The sequence below is a fragment of the Salegentibacter agarivorans genome (assembly GCF_900113135.1).
In the GTDB taxonomy this organism is placed as follows: Bacteria; Bacteroidota; Bacteroidia; order Flavobacteriales; family Flavobacteriaceae; genus Salegentibacter; species Salegentibacter agarivorans.
In genome coordinates, this window is sequence record NZ_FOOH01000005.1 from 99,430 (window position 1) to 118,001 (window position 18,572).

The following is an 18,572-nucleotide window of genomic DNA, read 5'->3' on the forward strand; positions in this document are numbered from 1 at the left end:
ATGCCAAAACCATCAATTATCAATTTGCAAAAAGTTTGCTCTCTTTTTCTTTGTTTCGGCTTTCTCCAAATTGCTTTTGCGCAAAAGGATTATGTAAGTTTTGAGAAGGTTGAAAAGGCTTTTCCATTAAATTCTGTAAGGCTATTTTTAGACTCAGAAGATCACGAGGGAGTTCATTTAGTTGCTGAAGATCTACAAACAGATTTCAAAATAGTAACCGGCAATGAGCCTGAAATTTATTCAGAAGAAATCAATGGAAAGTACCCGGTAATTATTGGAACTATTGGAAAAAGTAAATTGATTGATGAGTTAATTACCAGCGCTAAGTTGGACGTTTCTGAAATAGAAGGAAAATGGGAAAACTTCTTAATTGAAGTGGTTGAAAATCCATCGCCGGGAGTAGAAAAAGCTTTGGTAATTGCTGGCAGCGATAAACGAGGAACTATTTTTGGAATGTTTGATCTTTCAGAAAAAATGGGAGTTTCTCCGTGGCACTGGTGGGCAGATGTTCCGGTTAAAAAAGTAGAGCAATTATATGTAAAACCAGGAAGCTATACATCGGGAACCCCAAAAGTTAAATACCGCGGAATTTTTATAAATGATGAAGAACCTGGACTTGGAAATTGGGCCCGGGAAAAATTTGGTGGCATAAATAGCAAAATGTATGAACAGGTTTTTAAACTTATTCTGCGTTTAAAAGGAAATTATTTATGGCCTGCCATGTGGGGAAAAGCTTTTAATGAAGACGATCCTAAAAATCCGGTCTTAGCCGATAAATATGGGATTGTAATGGGAACATCTCATCACGAGCCTATGGTTAGGGCGCAAAAAGAATGGGGCACGCATCGCGAAAATTATGGGAACGGTGAATGGGATTACCAAACTAATGCTGAAGGTTTACGCGACTTTTGGAGAGACGGTTTTGAAAGAAACCAGAATTACGAAAATCTCGTAACCATAGGAATGCGTGGTGACGGGGACGAACCAATGACCGAGGGCACCGCTATAGAATTACTGGAAACTATTGTCGCAGATCAGCGCCAAATTATTGAAGAAGTTACCGGGAAACCGGCAAGTGAAACCTCGCAGGTTTGGGCTTTGTATAAAGAAGTCCAGGATTATTACGACCAGGGAATGCGCGTTCCCGATGATGTTACTTTACTCCTTGCTGATGATAATTGGGGAAACATACGAAAATTACCAGACCCGGAAGATGAACCCCGGGAAGGCGGCTACGGAATTTACTATCATTTTGATTATGTAGGTGGGCCGCGGAATTATAAATGGCTAAATACCACGCAAATTGAGCGGGTTTGGGAACAAATGAATCTTGCGTATCAATACGACGCTACCGAATTATGGGTGGTAAACGTAGGCGATTTAAAACCAATGGAATTTCCAATTAGTTTCTTTTTAGATTTTGCCTGGGATCCGGAAGCTATAGATGCTAATGATCTTAAAGATTATTCGAAAGATTGGGCCAAAAAGCAATTCGGCGAGGAATATGCTTCGGAAATTGGTGAAATCTTAGATACATACACTAAGTATAATAGTCGCAGAAAACCTGAAATGCTGAGTCCGGAGACTTATAGTTTAATCCATTATAATGAAGCGGAAAACGTAGTAAAAGATTATAATAAATTAGTTAAAAAAGCAGAAGAAATATACAAGAGACTTCCTGCCGAATATAAAGACGCCTATTTTCAATTGGTTTTGTTTCCGGTAAAAGCATCGGCCAATTTAAATGAATTGTATGTGGACACCGCCAAAAACCAATTGTATGCAGAACAAGGTCGTGCTATAGCAAATTCTTATGCTGAAAAAGTAAAAGAATTATATAACATAGATTCAGCATTAACTGAAGAATATCACAATATCGCCGATGGCAAATGGAACCATATGATGTCGCAAAATCATATTGGCTATACTTACTGGCAACAACCCGAAGAACAGGTTATGCCAGAGGTTAAAACCATTGAAGTTGCTAAAAAACCTGAAATGGGTGTTGCAATTGAAGGTTCTAAAGAATCCTGGCCCGCTTCAAATGAAACGGCAAGACTGCCAGAATTTACTTTTGTAGCAGATCAAAAATATTATGTTGAAATCTTTAATAAAGGAAAAGGAACTTTCGATTTTAAAGTAAAGAAAAACGATAAATGGATTCAGGTTTCAGAAGAATCTGGTTCAGTTTCAGATCAAAAGAGAATTTCAGTTAGTATTGATTGGAACAAAGTTCCAAAGGGAAAATCTACAGGAAATTTTAGTATTCAGCAGGGCAGAAAATCAGTTAAAATTGAAGTTCCAATCCATAACATCAGTCCTGGAAACATAAAAGGTTTTGTAGAAAGCAACAATTATATTGCTATAGAAGCTGCCAACTATAGCGAAAAAGGCAATAACGAAAAAGGATGGACTTTAGTGCCGAATTTAGGAAAAACACGCTCAACAATGACTGCTTTTGCTAAAACCCCAACCCACGGAGAATGGTCAGAAAATAATCCATACCTGGCATATGATTTTCATAATTTAAGCACAGGAAATATGAAAATAGAATTCCTGCTTTCTCCTACACTCGATTTTCATAATAAGGGAGGGTTAAGATTTGCGTATTCTATTGACGATAAAGAACCGCAGATTATTAATCTGCATCAGGATACTAAAGATGATTGGGGTACTTCGGTAGGGAATAATATTACCAGGGTAACTTCAGAATTAAATCTAGAAGAAAAAGGAAATCATACGTTGAAAATTTGGGCTATAGATTCTGGAATTGCGCTTCAGAAAATAATTATTAGAAAAGGAGAAATAGGAGAATCTTATTTAGGCCCACCAGAGAGCAAAACTGCTAAATAAACAAAATTGAAGAAGATTTTCAGCTTTAAAAACCTGATTCCAGCCAATTAAAAAATAGTATATTCATCAGTGTAAAACCATTTAACTAAAAACAAGATGAGCAACCTCCCAAGACGAAAATTTTTGCAACAAACGGCATTGGCCACAGCCGGTTTAAGTTTATCTGGATCACTTTTAGCAAATCCTATTTCTATTTTTTCAGCAAATGATACGGTTAATTTTGGGGTAATTGGTTGCAAAGGTATGGGCTGGGCCAATATACAGGCACATTTAAAATTACCTAATATAAATTGTATAGCCCTGGCAGATATAGACCAGCGTGTTTTAGATGAAAGATCTGCCCAGATAAAAGAAATAAGCGGCAAGGCACCAACACAGTATAAAGATTATCGTAAAATGTTAGAAAACAAAGATATTGATGCGGTAATTATAGGCACGCCAGACCATTGGCATTGTTTAAATATGGTAGATGCCCTGCAGGCTGATAAACACGTATATGTAGAAAAACCTCTGGCTAACAGTATTGAAGAATGTAACGTAATGCTTGATGCAGGCAGGAAGTATAATAAAATGGTTCAGGTTGGCCAATGGCAACGAAGCGGAAAACATTATGACGATGCCATAAAATATGTGCAATCGGGTGAACTTGGGCAAATTCGATTAGTTAAATGCTGGGCTTACCAGGGTTGGATGAATCCGGTTCCGGTTAAACCCAATTCTACTCCACCGGATGGTGTAGATTACCAGATGTGGTTAGGCCCCGCGCCAGATAGGCCGTTTAACGAAAATAGATTTCATTTTAATTTTAGATGGTTTTGGGATTACGCCGGTGGCTTAATGACCGATTGGGGCGTCCACGAGATAGACATCGCACTTTATGCTATGGGAGCAAAAGCACCAAAATCAATTTTAGCTTCAGGCGGAAAATTTGCTTATCCTAATGATGCTTCTGAAACCCCGGACACTCTCCAAACCGTCTATGAATTTGAAGATTTTAACCTCTTATGGGAGCACGCCACGGGTATAGATGGCGGAAACTACGGAAGAACCGAGGGTATAGCTTTTATTGGAAATAACGGCACCTTAGTAGTAAACCGTGATGGCTGGGAAGTTATTCCTGAAGGAGAAAATAAAAATGATGAATGGGTGACCAAAACTAAAAGAATAGATCTAATTACTCCACAAGGAAATGCGTTAGAAAATCACGCCGAAAATTTTGTATCAGCTATTCGAGTAAACGATAGTTCAAAACTCACCTGCGGCGTAGAAACCGGAAGTATTGCCGCAATAACCGCTCATATGGGGAATATCGCCTATAAAACCGGAAAAAAACTGTACTGGAATGCTGAATCTGGATCATTCGAAGATGCTGAGGCAGATGCGTTGGTAAGAGCTAATTATCATAACGGCTGGAAACTCCCAAAAGTTTAAAAATCCACGTCTCAAAATTACCAGCGAACCCCTTTTACATTCATCTCCAGGCTGTAAAGAGCCTGTTGAGCAGTGATAAAAAGGGTTTGTTGGTCTTTACCACCAAAAGTCACATTGGCTGTCCAATCTTTATCTATTGGAATATGCTGAATTTTATTTCCAGATTTATCGAAAACTGTCACGCCCTTACCGGTAAGATAAATATTGCCCTTATTATCTATCGTCATTCCATCTGAACCTAATTCAGTGAAAAGTTTTTTATCTGAAAGGCTTCCATCAGGATTAATTTTATAAGAATAGGTTTTATTAGCACCTATATCGGCGATGTACAAGGTTTTCCCATCAGGAGTTCCAATAATTCCGTTAGGTTGTACCAGATCATCCACTACAATATTTATTTCGCCCTGCGGATTCACATAATAAACGCGCTCCTCTTCAATTTCCTTTTCGGTACGTTCCCAGTAATCCCTCTGATAATAAGGATCTGTAAAGTAAAGTCCGCCATCCGGACCAATCCATAAATCATTGGGACCGTTTAACCGATTTCCCTGGTAAGAATCAACTAAAACTTCAACCTCTTGTTCAGGATTAATTTTCCACATTTCAGAATTTTTATCAGCAGCGGCTAGAAGATTTCCCGCATCATCAAAATAAAGTCCGTTTGCCCGGCCCGAATTTTCCATAAAAACCGAAACAGCACCATCTTCTGCAGACCATTTATGGATTCTGTTGTTCGGCTGATCGGTAAAATATACATTCCCCTCAGCATCTGAAGCTGGCCCCTCAGTAAACTCAAACTCGTTTGAAATAAGCTGGGGTTTTTGCCCATCTTTAATCAAATTCTTTTGTGAGCTACAGGAAATAAATCCTAATCCGAGGATTACAAACGATAACAAATTTAATTTCATAGTTTCCATAAAAAAGCCTTTCTCTAAAGATAAAGAAAGGCTTTTAAAAGCAATTTAATCTGCTATATTTTAAGGCAAAATTTATGTAGAAATCTTTTCTCCAAGGTTATTTATCGTCATTCTGAATTTATTTCAGAATCTAAGCTTCATAGAATTATTTCAAGTTAGAAGCTGAAACAAGTTCAGCTTGACGAACCCTCAGCCCTGGCCTTCCAAATTCTAAATAAATCTATAAAGTTTTAGAAACTTTGCAGGAATAAAATTACCACCTGTGATGTACTTCCTGTTTTAGATATTCATCATAAATTTTATTCATTTCTTTAATTTTGTCGTTGCTAAGTTCAGGTCTATCATATATTGATAAATTTGAAAGCAATTGTTCTTCTTTGGAAGCCCCGGGAATGGTACAACTAACTTCCGGGAATTTTAAAATCCACTGTAAAGCTATTGGAGCTAAATTTTGAACTTCCGGGAACAACTTTTTAAGCTCTTCGACGGCTTTTAGACCGCGATCGAAGTCTATTCCTGAAAAGGTTTCTCCTTTATCGAAAGCTTCTCCATTTCGATTAAAATTCCGGTGATCTTCTTTATCAAAACTGGCATCTTTATCAAACTTTCCGGTTAACAATCCGCTGGCAAGGGGCACACGGGCTATAATCCCGATATCCTTCTTTTTAGCTCGTTCAAAGAAAAGCTCTGAAGGTCGCTGCCTGAATAAATTAAATATAATTTGAACGGTTTCTACATTATCATATTCAATCGCTTTTAAAGCTTCTTCAACTTTTTCAACACTAACACCAAAATGCAATATTTTACCCTGATCTTTTAATTTTTGAAAGGTTTCAAAGATCTCGGGGCGATAATATACATCGGTGGGTGGACAGTGCAACTGGATTAGATCTAGCGCTTCAAAACCGGTTCTTTTAAGACTTTCTTCTACATAAGCGGTCAGTGCTTCAGGCGTATAATTCTGTGCCGTATGCGGGTTGATTTGTCTTCCACATTTAGTAGCCACAAAAACACGCTCAGACCTGGATCTAACCACGCGGCCTACAGCTTTTTCGCTTAAACCGGCTTCGTAAACATCGGCCGTATCAATAAAATTAATTCCTTTATCTATGGCGGTATTAATGGTTTTTTCAGCAGTTTTATCACTAAAACCGGATCCCCACTTTCCACCTATTTGCCAGGTTCCGAGGGAAATCTCTGAAATTTCAAAACCTGTTTTTCCTAATTTTCTATAATTCATATAATTTTTTTCTTCTTTCAATTTACAAAAACCTCACTACAAGATATAATCTGTACTTACAAAATTGGAAGTTTTTGAGTTTAATAATTCCTGTAAGATCTCATTATTGTAATCATTATCTTTTGAAGCTACAAAAGTCCTAATTGAGAAAGATCTTAAGGCATCGTGAACACTTAGCGTACTTACCGCGGAATCTTTTCTTCCAGTAAAAGGAAAAACATCTGGCCCACGCTGGCAGGAACTATTAAGATTTACCCGGCACACTAAATTTACCAGTGTATCTATAAGCGGAGCGATTTCCTGAATATCCTTACCAAATAAACTAACTTGCTGGCCATAGCTGGAATCAGCCATTTCATCTAAAATCTCCTGAATATCTGTAAAAGGTTTAATTGGTACCACGGGACCAAATTGTTCTTCCTGGTAAACCCGCATTTTTTTGCTTACCGGGAAAAGAACTGCCGGATAGATATAATTTTCTGAAATTTCACCGCCCTTTTCATTTAAGATTTCAGCACCTTTTTCCCTGGCATCATCAATTAATTCTTTAATATAATCGGGTTTATCGGCTTCAGGCAAAGGAGTAAGTTTTACGCCATCTTCCCAGGGATTTCCGAATTTTAATGCATCTACTTTTTTAGCAAAACGCTTATTAAATTCCTCCCTGACATCTTCGTGAACATAAATAATTTTAAGCGCGGTACATCGTTGCCCGTTAAAGGATAAAGACCCCGAAATACATTCTTCTATAGCCAGATCTAAGTCGGCATCTGGTAAAATAATGGCCGGATTTTTCGCTTCCAAACCTAAAACCAGTCGTAATCGGTTTTTATATGGGTGCTGATCCTGCAATGCGATAGCCGATTTACTATTTCCAATAAGCGCTAACACATCAATTTTTCCTGCCGCCATTATAGGTGCTGCTACTTCCCTGCCACGACCATAAATTACATTTACCACACCAGGTGGAAAACTGTTTTTGAATGCTTCAAGAAGTGGAGAAATAAGTAGAACTCCATTTTTTGCCGGTTTAAAAATTACGGTATTTCCCATAATAAGGGCGGGAATTAACAAGGCAAAAGTTTCATTTAAAGGATAGTTATACGGTCCTAAACATAAAACCACGCCAAGCGGACCACGGCGAATATGCGCGTGAATACCATCGCGTTTAAAGAATTTCGCACTATCACGATCTAATTGTTTATAATCTTCAATAGTATCATTAATATATTCAACTGTGCGGTCAAATTCTTTGCGAGAATCGGGGAGCGATTTACCAATTTCCCACATTAAATATTTTACAACTTCTTCCCGGTTAGTTTGCATTTCGGCCACAAAATTCTGCATACAGGAAATTCGCTCTGAAACCTTCATAGTAGGCCAATCGCCCTGCCCTTTTGCATAAGCTTTACAAGCTGAATCTAAAACTTCTAGCGCAGAATCTTTATCCATATGCGGAATAGTACCCAGTAAAGTTGGTTTGTAATTCTCTATGGAAGAAATAGTGGAATAAACCTCATCTGTCTGGCCATTCCATTTAATCAACTCCCCATTACTAAGGTAGTGTTGTTGATGAAGCAAGTTTGTGATCTGAAATTCCTGTGGTATTTTCATAATTTAAGTTTAAAAAGCTGGTTTAATAAAAGTTAGTTTTAAAATATTTTCTGATTTTTAGAAAAACAATTACCGGGACAAAAGCTACAGTTTCATCCCGGTTATAGTTGTTTTATTACTTTTTTTCTTCTCCAGAATTGGTTAAGAAAAGGTCTTCAAGCATTTAAAATTACACAAAAAAAACCTCACATTATTCTTCAGTATTGGATACAAGAAATTTATTAACCTTCAACCAGTGAATAAAAGCATCAAACCAGCGGTTACTGGTACGGTCTGGATTTCCAAGTCCGAAGCCATGGCCTCCATTTTGATAAAGATGAAACTCCACCGGTTTTCCGGCCTTATGCCAGGACTCGATTAAACCAAATTCTCCGTAGAAGAGAAAATCATCGGCAGCAATAACGTTGAACATAGGAGGAGCATCTTCTGGAACTTCTACTTCATTTAAACCTCCATAAATTGGAGCGATAAATGCCAGATCCATGGTTTTGGAATTAAGTGTTGAATGCATGGTAAGACCGGCACCGGCCGAAAATCCCATCATACCTATATTGTTTGTATCAACTCCCCATTCTTCAGCCCGCTCAACGATCATAGCATAAGCAGCCTCGGCATCTTCGAGTTGGTTAGAAAGGTTAGAACGCGGTCTTTCCAGGCGCGTTTCCGGCGTGTCATCTGAAGATTCAGCTGGAGGAGTGGCTGGTCTTTCCATGGACGCCCTAAAATCATCCAGAGATTTAGGAGTTGGGTGTAAGCGATATTTTAGTACAAAAGCGGTGATTCCCTGTTCTGCAAGCGCTTCGGCAACTTCCCAACCTTCATTACCTAAAGAAAGCCACCTAAAGCCCCCACCGGGAGCTACAATTACAGTTGTTCCGTTGGCTTTTTCAGGATCGGGCAGAAATGGGGTAAGAGTCGCTTTGGTTATATTTCTCGCCATGGGATCTCCCCACTGGCGAAACCAGGTTTCTGAAGCGGGTTGATCTTCAACCCCACCTGTTTCTAACGGAATAGCATTAGGTTCTTGAGGAGTTTCAAGAGGGTAGATTGTTCCGTCTTGCGCCATTCCCGATGCAGCAACGAGGAATAAAATCGACCAAATGGCAGACTTTGCTAAGTTAATTGGTGTGTTAGACATAATAAATTAGTTTTAAAGTTAGTTATTCAAAAAAATATAATTCACATTTTAAGGTTCACTTATTATTAATCGCATCTCCAATACTTCCTGCTCAACCTGGTCGATTTTAATATATCTATATAAGTTCCATTTTAGGCCTACTATTTACTCAGCAGTTATCTTCCGTTAAAGAAAATCATCACTCCAATAACCAATAGTACTACAAGAATAGAAACTACAATATCAACCCAGTTATAGCTGTTTTTGTTGTTTTTCTTTTCTTCTTCAGAAATTGTCTGGAACGTAAGATTATCGGTTTTAATTTTTGAAGGAATACTGGTTAAGAAACTTACCACGGTAATTAGCACTACACAGAAAAGGAAGAACCAGGCCGCGAAAGTTAAAAAGTTAATATCTCCTACCAGGAATAAGAACCCGTCTGGATCTAAGGAATCTTTAAATAATTCCAGGATAATCCTGAGAGCTCCTACAATAAATCCAACTACTAAAGTCACAAAAGCACCCTGTGCGTTTATACGCTTATAGAAAATACCCAGTAAGAATACAGCGGTAATTGGAGGTGCGATATATGATTGTACTTTCTGTAAATATTCATATAAAACTCCGGAAATATTCGCCATAATCGGGATCCAAATAATTCCGATGATCACTATAATCACAGTTGCGATTTGCCCGGTTCTCACCAGTTTTTTCTCCGGGGTATTTGGTCTCAATTTTTTATAAATATCTACCGTAAATAATGTAGAACAAGAATTAAAAACTGAAGCTAAAGAACTCATTAATGCAGCAAGTAATCCGGCAGCTACAAGTCCGCGTAATCCTGAAGGTAATAAGTTACTCATCAAAACAGGAAAAGCTTCATCTGGGCTATCCCAATGTAATTCTCCACGCATCTTAAGCGTAAGGGCGATAATACCCGGAATTAAGAATAAGAATACCGGAAGTAATTTTAGTAAAGCGCCAAAAATAGTTCCTCGTCTTCCTTCTTTAATATTTTTTGCAGTAAGTGCACGTTGTACAATATACTGGTCTGTACACCAATACCAAATACCAACAATTGTACTGGTAATTAAAAGTGATGGCCAGGGAAAATCGGGATCTGAAGCAGAGCGCCACATATTAAGATATTCGGGCGTTACGGTTTCTTTCATACTTGCCCAACCTCCTACTTCATCTAAGCCGATAAACGTAAGGGCGGCAGCACCAAGCACAAGAATAATAGCTTGCAGGGTTTCCGTATAAACAACTGCCCGCATTCCGCCTAAAACGGTATAAATACCGGTTAAGATTACCGTAGAAAGTGCTCCGGTCCAGAAATTGATTCCGAGTAAAGCAGAAACCACAATACCTCCCGCATAAATAGTTACCGAAATTTTTGTAAGTACATAGGCGATTATAGAAAATACAGATAACACCCATCTTGACCTGGCATCAAATCGTTTTTCGAGAAATTCGGGCATTGTAAAAACACCACTCCTGGCGTAAAATGGTAAAAATACCCAGCCAAGAATAAGCACTACCCAGGCCTGTATTTCATAAATAAGCATTGGCAGCTTATTCCCCGCACCGGCACCGGCAAGGCCAACAACGTGTTCTGACCCAATATTGGATGCAAAAATAGAAGCTCCAACAACAAACCAACCCACATTTCTCCCAGCAAGAAAATAATCTTCGGTATTAGACTGTTTTTTTCTTATTACCCAAAAGGCAATTCCTGCTAACACCAAAAAGTACAGGCTAATCGCAATCCAGTCATAAATATCTAATGCTTTCATAACTTATTTTACTGAAAATTTAAAACTGGTTTTTGAAGAATAAGTCTCTCCCGGCTCCAATACTACAGAAGGAAAACCTTCCTGATTTGGAGAATCTGGGTAATGTTGCGTTTCAAGACAAAAGCCACTTCTATGACCGTAGTTTCCCTCGCCATCTGCCTGGGGAAGTGTCCCGTCTAGAAAATTCCCAGAATAAAACTGAATTCCCGGTTCATTGGTGTGAACCTCCAGCATTCTACCACTTTCCTCGTGATAAGCGGAAGCTGCAAAGCGCATTCCACTATCCTGCTCATTTAACACCCAGCAATGATCGTAACCCTGGCCACGTTCCAGTTGTTCATTTTTTCCTTCAATATGCTGTTCCACGGTTTTCGCTTCGCGAAAATCAAAAGGAGTTCCTGCCACATCCTTTAATTCTCCTGTTGGGATCAAAGTTTCGTTTACCGGTAAAAATTCATCAGCATTTATTTCAATTTTATGATCTAAAATAGTTTCAGAAAAATCTCCTGAAAGGTTAAAATAAGCGTGCTGGGTTAAATTCAATACTGTTTTCTTATCGGTTGTAGCATTATAATCTACTTCCAGGGCGTTATCCTCAGTTAAAGTGTAAACCACCGTAGTTTTCAGGGTTCCAGGATAACCTTCTTCCATATCTTCACTTATATAAGAAAGGCTAAGAGAATTTGCACTGGCATCATCAACAGTCCAAACCACTTTATCAAAACCTTTTTCACCACCATGCAGATGATTTTGCCCGTCATTTTGAGCCAGGGTATACTCTTCTCCGTCTAAGGTGAATTTTCCATTTGCAATGCGATTTCCAAAACGGCCAATTAAAGCTCCAAAAAACGGATTGTCCTTGGTGTATTGCTCTAAAGAATCAAATCCTAAAACCACATTCTCAAATTCGTCGTTCTTATTGGGAGCTTTTAAAGAAGTAATTCTACCACCATAAGTGATGATTTTTACTTCCATTCCATTTTCATTGGTGAGCGTATATTGCGCTACTTTTTCACCATCAGATGTGGTACCGTAGTCTTCTTTTTGCATTTCCGTTTTTTGGCTTTTTTCGGTATTCATTTCATTTTCTTTAGTTTCAGCTTCCTTGTCGCTATTTTTACACTGAATAAAAAACAAGGACAGAAAAACTATCCCGAAGCCGAAAAGATTATTTTTTGAAATTTTCATAATTAGATGCGTTAGGTTAGAAATTACATTCCGTGTTGAAACATATGGTAATACGCCTCATTAGCGTTTATTTTATCTTTAAATTCCCTAATACTGGTTTTGTCATCAATAACCAGTAATTCAATCCCGGCTATATCGGCAAAATCTTCCAAAAACTCAGTGGTTAATGCCTGTGTATACACCGTGTGATGTGCTCCCCCGGCTAAAATCCAGGAAGTAGCGGCAACTTCAAGATTGGGTTTTGCATCCCAAAGCACACGCGCTACCGGTAAATTTGGTAAATCGGCTTCCGGCGCTACCGCTTCCACTTCGTTTACAATTAACCTAAACCTATTGCCCATATCTATTAACGATGCATTTAAAGCATCGCCCTTTGGAGCGTTGAAAACCAATCTAACGGGGTCTTCTTTTCCACCAATTCCAAGCGGATGAACTTCACAGGTTGGCTTAGCATCAGCAATTGAAGGACAAATTTCCAACATATGCGAGCCTAAAACATAAGATTTTTGTGGGGTGAAATGATAGGTATAATCTTCCATAAAAGAAGTCCCTTCTTCTAATCCAACAGCCATAACTTTCATAGCACGTAAAAGCGCTGCGGTTTTCCAATCGCCTTCTGCGCCAAAACCGTAACCATCTGCCATTAGCCGTTGTACGGCAATACCCGGAAGTTGTTTCAGCTTTCCAAGGTTTTCAAAAGTATCGGTAAAAGCTTTGAAACCACCTTCGTCTAAAAATGATCTTAATCCTAATTCAATTTTAGCGGCGTCCACCAAAGAATCTCTTTGTGAACCACCCTCTTTCAGGTCCTGGCTTAAGTTATAATCAGCTTCATATTTCTTCAGTAATTCATTTATTTTTTCTTCTGAAATTTTATCGATATGCGCTACAACTTCTGAAGAATCATAACCGTTTACGGCCATTCCAAATTTCATTTCCGCAGCAACTTTATCACCTTCGGTAACGGCTACATTGCGCATATTATCTCCAATACGCGCTACTTTTAGATGCTGCAGTTCGTCCCAACCTAAAACCACTCGAGACCAAATCCCAAGTTTTTGCTGAACGCGATCTGTTTTCCAGTGACCAACAATTACTTTACGCTTTTTACGCATTCTGCTCATCATAAAACCAAATTCCCTGTCTCCGTGCGCTGACTGATGAAGATTCATATAATCCATATCAATTTTACCCCACGGAATTTCAGCATTAAATTGCGTATGTAAATGGCAAAGAGGCTTTTTAAGTAAGCTTAGCCCCTTAATCCACATTTTGGCAGGCGAAAAAGTATGCATCCAGGCTACGATTCCAATACAATTTTTATTGGCATTGGCGTCCTGACAAATATCAGTGATCTCATCTGCGGTCTTTACCGTGTCTTTCCATACTATTTTCAGCGGAAGATGTTTCGACTCGTTAAGTCCGTTTACAATTGCCTTTGAATCGGCGGCAACCTGGTTTAAGGTTTCATCGCCGTATAAATGCTGGCTCCCGGTGACGAACCATATTTCTTTTGCTTCTATATTTATCATTTGAATTCAGAATTATTTAGTTTTTTAAAAAACCCCACAGGTTTTTGAAGCCTGTGAGGTGATTATTAGGGTAGATATTAATTTTGGCCGTAATAGGCATTTTTGCCGTGTTTACGTTCGTAATGTTTTTTGATTAAGGAATCCTTCATTCTTGGTGCTTCCGGATTAATTTGTTTGGTAAGCAATGCCATTTTTGCCACCTCTTCCAACACCTTACTATTGTACACAGCTTTGGCGGCGTCTTTTCCCCAGGTAAAGGGACCGTGATTACCAATTAACACCATAGGTACTTCTTCATAAGAAAGGTTTTTATCTTTAAAACAATCTAAAATCTGGATCCCGGTATTATGTTCGTAATTCCCTTCTATTAGTTCATCACGCATTGGCGGTGCGCAGGGAATATCGGCGGTAAGATGATCGGCGTGTGTAGTTCCAAAAATAGGAATATCTAATTGCGCCTGTGCCCATGCTACAGAATATGTAGCGTGAGTATGGGCTATCCCACCAATGTTTTCCCAGTTTTTATAAAGAAAAGCGTGGGTTTTGGTATCAGAAGAAGGCCGCATTTCACCTTCAATCACAGTATTATCAAAATCCAGGATTACAATGTCTTCCGGTTTTAATTCTTCATAGGGAACGCCACTTGGCTTAATTGCAAAAACCTTTTTTTCACGATCTACGGCACTTACATTTCCGAAAGTATAGATCACCAGGTTTAAAGCATCAAGTTCCATATTGGCCTCGTAACATTCCTGTTTTAGTGCTTTATATTTAGAGCTCATTCACGGTAGATTTTCGGTTAATATTATTTTCAACAAAAGCGCCCAATTCTTTATATTCTTCCATTAAACCGGCGTAAGTTTCCAAAGCTTCCGGTTCAGGATGATATTCGGCTTCAAAATCACTGCCCAGTTTTTTACTGGCCTCGATTACATTTGGATAAAGCCCCGCAGCAACGGCTGCATAAACTGCAGCACCAAGAGCAGGAGCTTCATCTGAAGAAGCAACTTTTATGGGCATATTTAAAACGTTGGCTAGGGTTTGCATAATAAAGGGCGATTTTCTTGCTACTCCCCCAATACCAATTACGCTATTTATTTTTACTCCTTCTTCTTCAAAACGATCTACAATTTGTTTGGAACCAAAGCAAATGGCATTGATAAGCGCTTTAAAAATATGAGGTGCTTTTGAACCCAGTGAAAGTTTGGTAATCGCACTTTTTAACTCTTGGTTAGCATCTGGAGTTCTTCTCCCGTTTATCCAGTCTAAAGCAATAGGAATACTTTCTGAAAGCGGAATTTCTTCGGCTGCTTCAGAAAGTTTTTTAATGAAATCTTTATCAATTTCATCTCTAAGTTTTGCTTTTTGTTCTTCGGAAATAATAGCTGAATTGAAAACCAAATTCTCCAAAGGCCAGTTTAGCACATCTTTAAACCAGGCGAGAACATCGCCAAAAGCTGATTGTCCGGCTTCCAGGCCGATCATTTTAGGAATTACCGATCCATCTACCTGTCCGCAGATTCCGCGAACGGTTTTATCTCCAACATTTTCCTGTTCTGAAACGATAATATCACAGGTAGAAGTTCCCATAACGCGAACTAAGGTATGCTTATCTATTTTTGCACCAACCGCCCCGGAATGGGCATCGAAGGTTCCAACCGCGACTACACAATCGGTAGAAAGTCCAAGCTTTTCGGCCCAGACTGCACTTAAATTTCCGGCAACTTCATCTGAAGTATAGGTCTCGGTGTATAGCCTTTCCCGTAATTCACCTAAATAAGGATCCAGTTTATTTAGAAAATCTTTAGGAGGAAGCCCGCCCCAGCTTTCATGCCACATCGCTTTGTGACCTGCAGCGCAACGGCTTCGTTTAAAAGAAGCTAAATCCTGATTTGCAATAAGCATAAACGTCAATAGATCGCAATGCTCCATCCAGGAATAGGCGGCGTTTTTCACGGCTTCATCTTCACGAATAACATGCGCAATTTTTGCCCAAAACCATTCAGAAGAATAAATTCCACCTTCGTATTTGGTAAAATCTTCCCCGCCCCAGGTCCTGGCCAATTCGTTTATTTCATTGGCCTCGTTAATGGCGGTGTGGTCTTTCCAAAGTACCATCATTGCGTTTGGGTTCTCCTTCAAACCTTCTTCAAAAGCCAGCGGAGTACCTTCCTTTGTAACAGCAATTGGTGAAGAACCGGTAGTATCAATACAAATTCCTTTTACTGCAGAACCATCAACACTGGTTTTTGCTAAAACACCTTTTATTGTTTTTTCTAAGCCTTCAATATGATCTGCCGGATGTTGCCGAAATTGGTTGATTGCCGCATTACAATATTTCTTATCACGCCACTGCGGATAATAAAATGTATCAGTGGCCAGTTCTTCTCCACTCCCTGTATCTACAAGTACTGCTCTTACTGAGTCAGTTCCATAATCCAGGCCTATAACGTAATTCTTCATTCTTGGTATGCTATTTAAATCTTTTTTATTGCAATTCTTTTAATAATCTTATATCATAAATACCTGCTGTTCTGGATCCCGATTTGGCTTCAAAACGTATGGTGATTTTTTCCTCTTCATTATATTCTAAATTGTTTGGCAGTTTATATTCTTTAGAAAAAAATTGGTCGCCTTCTTCGCCATTAAAATTTTCTTCAACCAGAACTTCATCATTTATATAAATACTAAATTCCCTATTTGCATCTTTTCCATAGTAAGTAATTTGAAGCTTGCTGGCGTTTTGTGCATTGTCTTCCAGCTCGTAACTGAACCATCCTGAAGCATCACGCCAATGACGATTTTGATGAACGCCGGTATTAGAATTTTTACTTTGAATAAAATGATCTGATTCCGGTTGATGTTCACCGGGAACTACCCTGTCTATGGTATTTGCTTCCAGTTCACGCTCAACGATTTCCATTTCCTTTAAGTCTTTTTGTTTTTTCTGGTAACTTTCTTTCGTTTCCAGTGGAAGATAAATGGCATATCTGGACTCGTGGATATTATAAAAAGGAATAAATTCCTGTTCCTTAAACTTTTCTGGATAAATACCATCGGCTACTGAAAAACTTAGATGTTCACCCGGATTCTTTTTGACTTTTTCCACCAGATCTTCTAGATTTTCAGATAAAAATACAGGCATTTGAGAGATTGGTATTTGAGTACCATCTGCAATATGGCCACCCCGACTGTCATCAGCAAAAACTCCTTTTTTATCTTCCTTCCCGGTTTTTGTTCCCAAAATAATTGGTCCATATTTTAGCGCGGCATAGTCTGAACCATCGGGAAGTTTTTCGGCTGTAATTTGCATAGGTAATTCCACTCTTACTTTATCTCCGTTTTCCCAGGTTCGGTTAATACTTACATAAGAACCCGGCTCTTGATTTACTGCAAAAGATTCTTCATTTATATAAATTTTAAACTGACCTTTTTTCACCCAGGAAGGATACCTCAGATGAAGAATAAAATTTTTCGGCTCCTTAGTCTTAATACTAAGATTCGTGGTTTCTTCTTTTGGGAAATCAGTTTGCTGGAGTATTTCTACATTTTGTTTTTCCCATTTTAAGGTAGAAGGAATAAAAAGATTTACATACAACTCGTTTTCAGAATGGGTATAAATAAACTGATTATACTTTCCATGATTTTCAATTCCGGAACCTACACAGCACCAAAAACTCGTTTCCGGCTGGGAGTAAACCCGGTAATGGCCGGGACGCATTGGAGTAAAATATACAAAGCCTCCCTTTTCGGGATGTTGGGAAGAAAGAATATGATTGTATAATGCTTCTTCATAATAATCTATATATTTTTCATCTGGATTAGTAAGAAATAATTTCTCACTTAACCTTAACATATTATAGGTGTTACAGGTTTCTGGCCCCTGCTCGCTGGAAATCATTTCAGAAAAATCTGTAGTAGGATGAAAATGCTCCCTAACGCTATTTCCTCCAATGGCTACCGAGCGTTTATTGACCACATTATCCCAGAAATAAGTCGCAGCAGTATGATAATCTTCGTTGTCATCTAAACCAGCAATTGTTTCAAAACCAATTACTTTAGGAATCTGCGTGTTGGCATGCATTCCATTTAGAATATCATTATTCGAGGCTAATGGTTTAAGCAGTTTTTGATGTGAAAATTTATAGGCCAATTCCAGGTATTTTTCTTCACCGGTGATTTTGGCCACATCTGCAAAAACCTCGTTTAATCCACCGTGTTCTGAAACCAATAATTCCTGAATTTGTTCTTCTGACAGTCCGCTGGTGACCTGCAGCATCCAGTCAGAAAAACTGATCAACATATCTTTGGCCTTAGATTTTCCGGCAATTTGATAAGCATCCCGAAGCCCTGCGTAGGTTTTATGAATGTTATATAGAGGCACCCATTTTCCATTTAAGCTAAAACTTGCAGCATCAATTTTGCCTTTAGAAATTTGACTCCATAATTCTTTACTTCCGGGAACGCCACCTATGTATCCGTTAGCATTAGCTTGCTGCGCTCTTTCTAATTCATTTAAACTATAGGTAAGCAACGAATCGGCTTTTTCACTTCCCGCTGAAGCCTGCATCTGGGCCAGGGCAGTAAGATAATGCCCCCCAATATGACCATCTAAGCCTGAATTTTCCCAATTGGTATAACTTTCTGCCTTTGGCTGCAACCCGGCTTCACGTAAAAAAGGTGCTAAAAGTTTATCGGGATTTAATTCTAAGATATAATCTAAATCAACCAGCATCGCATTGCGAAAAGGACCTTCTTCTAGGCTGACATCCTGAAGCTTAAAAGTTTCTAATTTGGTTTGCTGGCCAAACATAAATGTTGAGGCCAGGCAAACTAATAAGCTAAAAAGATTTATTTTAAGATCAGCAAAGGAAAATTTCATTT

12 protein-coding genes are annotated in these 18,572 nt (G+C 38.7%); 2 read left to right on the top strand and 10 right to left on the bottom strand.

The genetic code is table 11. The features are described 5' to 3' along the window. Together BM084_RS05315 and BM084_RS05320 are read left to right on the top strand one after the other, a co-directional pair. Positions 1 to 2,853: a glycosyl hydrolase 115 family protein gene (locus BM084_RS05315; protein WP_093303401.1), complete on the top strand. Its 2,853-nt coding sequence runs from the start codon at positions 1 to 3 to the stop codon at positions 2,851 to 2,853. A gap of 96 nt (positions 2,854 to 2,949) precedes the next feature. Further along, positions 2,950 to 4,284 carry a Gfo/Idh/MocA family protein gene (locus BM084_RS05320; protein ID WP_075325820.1) on the top strand — a complete coding sequence of 445 codons (1,335 nt, stop codon included), beginning with the start codon at positions 2,950 to 2,952 and terminating at the stop codon, positions 4,282 to 4,284. 17 nt (positions 4,285 to 4,301) lie between these two features. On the opposite strand, the gene BM084_RS05325 is transcribed toward BM084_RS05320, so the two are convergent. The 10 genes from BM084_RS05325 to BM084_RS05370 form a co-directional block, all read right to left on the bottom strand. Beyond that, positions 4,302 to 5,192, bottom strand: coding sequence for an SMP-30/gluconolactonase/LRE family protein (locus BM084_RS05325; protein ID WP_245764337.1), 891 nt, complete (start codon positions 5,190 to 5,192; stop codon positions 4,302 to 4,304). Between the two features lie 262 nt (positions 5,193 to 5,454). Next, entirely contained in the window at positions 5,455 to 6,441 is a 987-nt protein-coding gene (locus BM084_RS05330; protein WP_075327901.1) for an aldo/keto reductase, read from the bottom strand. Positions 6,442 to 6,477: 36 nt separating this feature from the next. Continuing rightward, on the bottom strand, positions 6,478 to 8,055 hold the full coding sequence (locus BM084_RS05335) for an NADP-dependent glyceraldehyde-3-phosphate dehydrogenase (RefSeq protein WP_093303406.1): 1,578 nt from the start codon (positions 8,053 to 8,055) through the stop codon (positions 6,478 to 6,480). A 190-nt stretch (positions 8,056 to 8,245) separates the two neighbouring features. Beyond that, a complete protein-coding gene (locus tag BM084_RS05340; protein ID WP_075325817.1) occupies positions 8,246 to 9,193 on the bottom strand; it encodes an alpha/beta hydrolase in 948 nt (315 codons plus the stop codon). Positions 9,194 to 9,348: 155 nt separating this feature from the next. Next, positions 9,349 to 10,968: a sodium:solute symporter gene (locus BM084_RS05345; protein WP_075325816.1), complete on the bottom strand. Its 1,620-nt coding sequence runs from the start codon at positions 10,966 to 10,968 to the stop codon at positions 9,349 to 9,351. A gap of 3 nt (positions 10,969 to 10,971) precedes the next feature. Beyond that, entirely contained in the window at positions 10,972 to 12,156 is a 1,185-nt protein-coding gene (locus tag BM084_RS05350) for an aldose epimerase family protein (protein WP_075325815.1), read from the bottom strand. A gap of 23 nt (positions 12,157 to 12,179) precedes the next feature. Continuing rightward, on the bottom strand, positions 12,180 to 13,688 hold the full coding sequence (araA, locus tag BM084_RS05355) for an L-arabinose isomerase (protein ID WP_093303409.1): 1,509 nt from the start codon (positions 13,686 to 13,688) through the stop codon (positions 12,180 to 12,182). Between the two features lie 77 nt (positions 13,689 to 13,765). After that, positions 13,766 to 14,470 (bottom strand): L-ribulose-5-phosphate 4-epimerase, encoded by a 705-nt coding sequence (locus BM084_RS05360; protein WP_075325813.1) that lies wholly within the window; start codon positions 14,468 to 14,470, stop codon positions 13,766 to 13,768. Next, positions 14,460 to 16,151 (bottom strand): ribulokinase, encoded by a 1,692-nt coding sequence (locus tag BM084_RS05365; RefSeq protein WP_093303411.1) that lies wholly within the window; start codon positions 16,149 to 16,151, stop codon positions 14,460 to 14,462. The genes BM084_RS05360 and BM084_RS05365 overlap by 11 nt, the downstream gene beginning before the upstream one ends. Positions 16,152 to 16,176: 25 nt before the next feature. Beyond that, positions 16,177 to 18,570 carry a glycoside hydrolase family 127 protein gene (locus BM084_RS05370; RefSeq protein WP_218152235.1) on the bottom strand — a complete coding sequence of 798 codons (2,394 nt, stop codon included), beginning with the start codon at positions 18,568 to 18,570 and terminating at the stop codon, positions 16,177 to 16,179. Between the last annotated feature and the right edge of the window lie 2 nt (positions 18,571 to 18,572).

Bases quoted from the DNA above. Each gene is read 5' to 3' on its own strand.
- BM084_RS05365 (WP_093303411.1), bottom strand. From the start codon at position 16,151: ATGAAGAATTACGTTATAGGCCTGGATTATGGAACTGACTCAGTAAGA.
- BM084_RS05315 (WP_093303401.1), top strand. From the start codon at position 1: ATGCCAAAACCATCAATTATCAATTTGCAAAAAGTTTGCTCTCTTTTT.
- BM084_RS05350 (WP_075325815.1), bottom strand. From the start codon at position 12,156: ATGAAAATTTCAAAAAATAATCTTTTCGGCTTCGGGATAGTTTTTCTG.
- BM084_RS05345 (WP_075325816.1), bottom strand. From the start codon at position 10,968: ATGAAAGCATTAGATATTTATGACTGGATTGCGATTAGCCTGTACTTT.
- BM084_RS05370 (WP_218152235.1), bottom strand. From the start codon at position 18,570: ATGAAATTTTCCTTTGCTGATCTTAAAATAAATCTTTTTAGCTTATTA.
- BM084_RS05320 (WP_075325820.1), top strand. From the start codon at position 2,950: ATGAGCAACCTCCCAAGACGAAAATTTTTGCAACAAACGGCATTGGCC.
- BM084_RS05335 (WP_093303406.1), bottom strand. From the start codon at position 8,055: ATGAAAATACCACAGGAATTTCAGATCACAAACTTGCTTCATCAACAA.
- BM084_RS05325 (WP_245764337.1), bottom strand. From the start codon at position 5,192: ATGAAATTAAATTTGTTATCGTTTGTAATCCTCGGATTAGGATTTATT.
- BM084_RS05330 (WP_075327901.1), bottom strand. From the start codon at position 6,441: ATGAATTATAGAAAATTAGGAAAAACAGGTTTTGAAATTTCAGAGATT.
- BM084_RS05340 (WP_075325817.1), bottom strand. From the start codon at position 9,193: ATGTCTAACACACCAATTAACTTAGCAAAGTCTGCCATTTGGTCGATT.
- BM084_RS05360 (WP_075325813.1), bottom strand. From the start codon at position 14,470: ATGAGCTCTAAATATAAAGCACTAAAACAGGAATGTTACGAGGCCAAT.
- araA (WP_093303409.1), bottom strand. From the start codon at position 13,688: ATGATAAATATAGAAGCAAAAGAAATATGGTTCGTCACCGGGAGCCAG.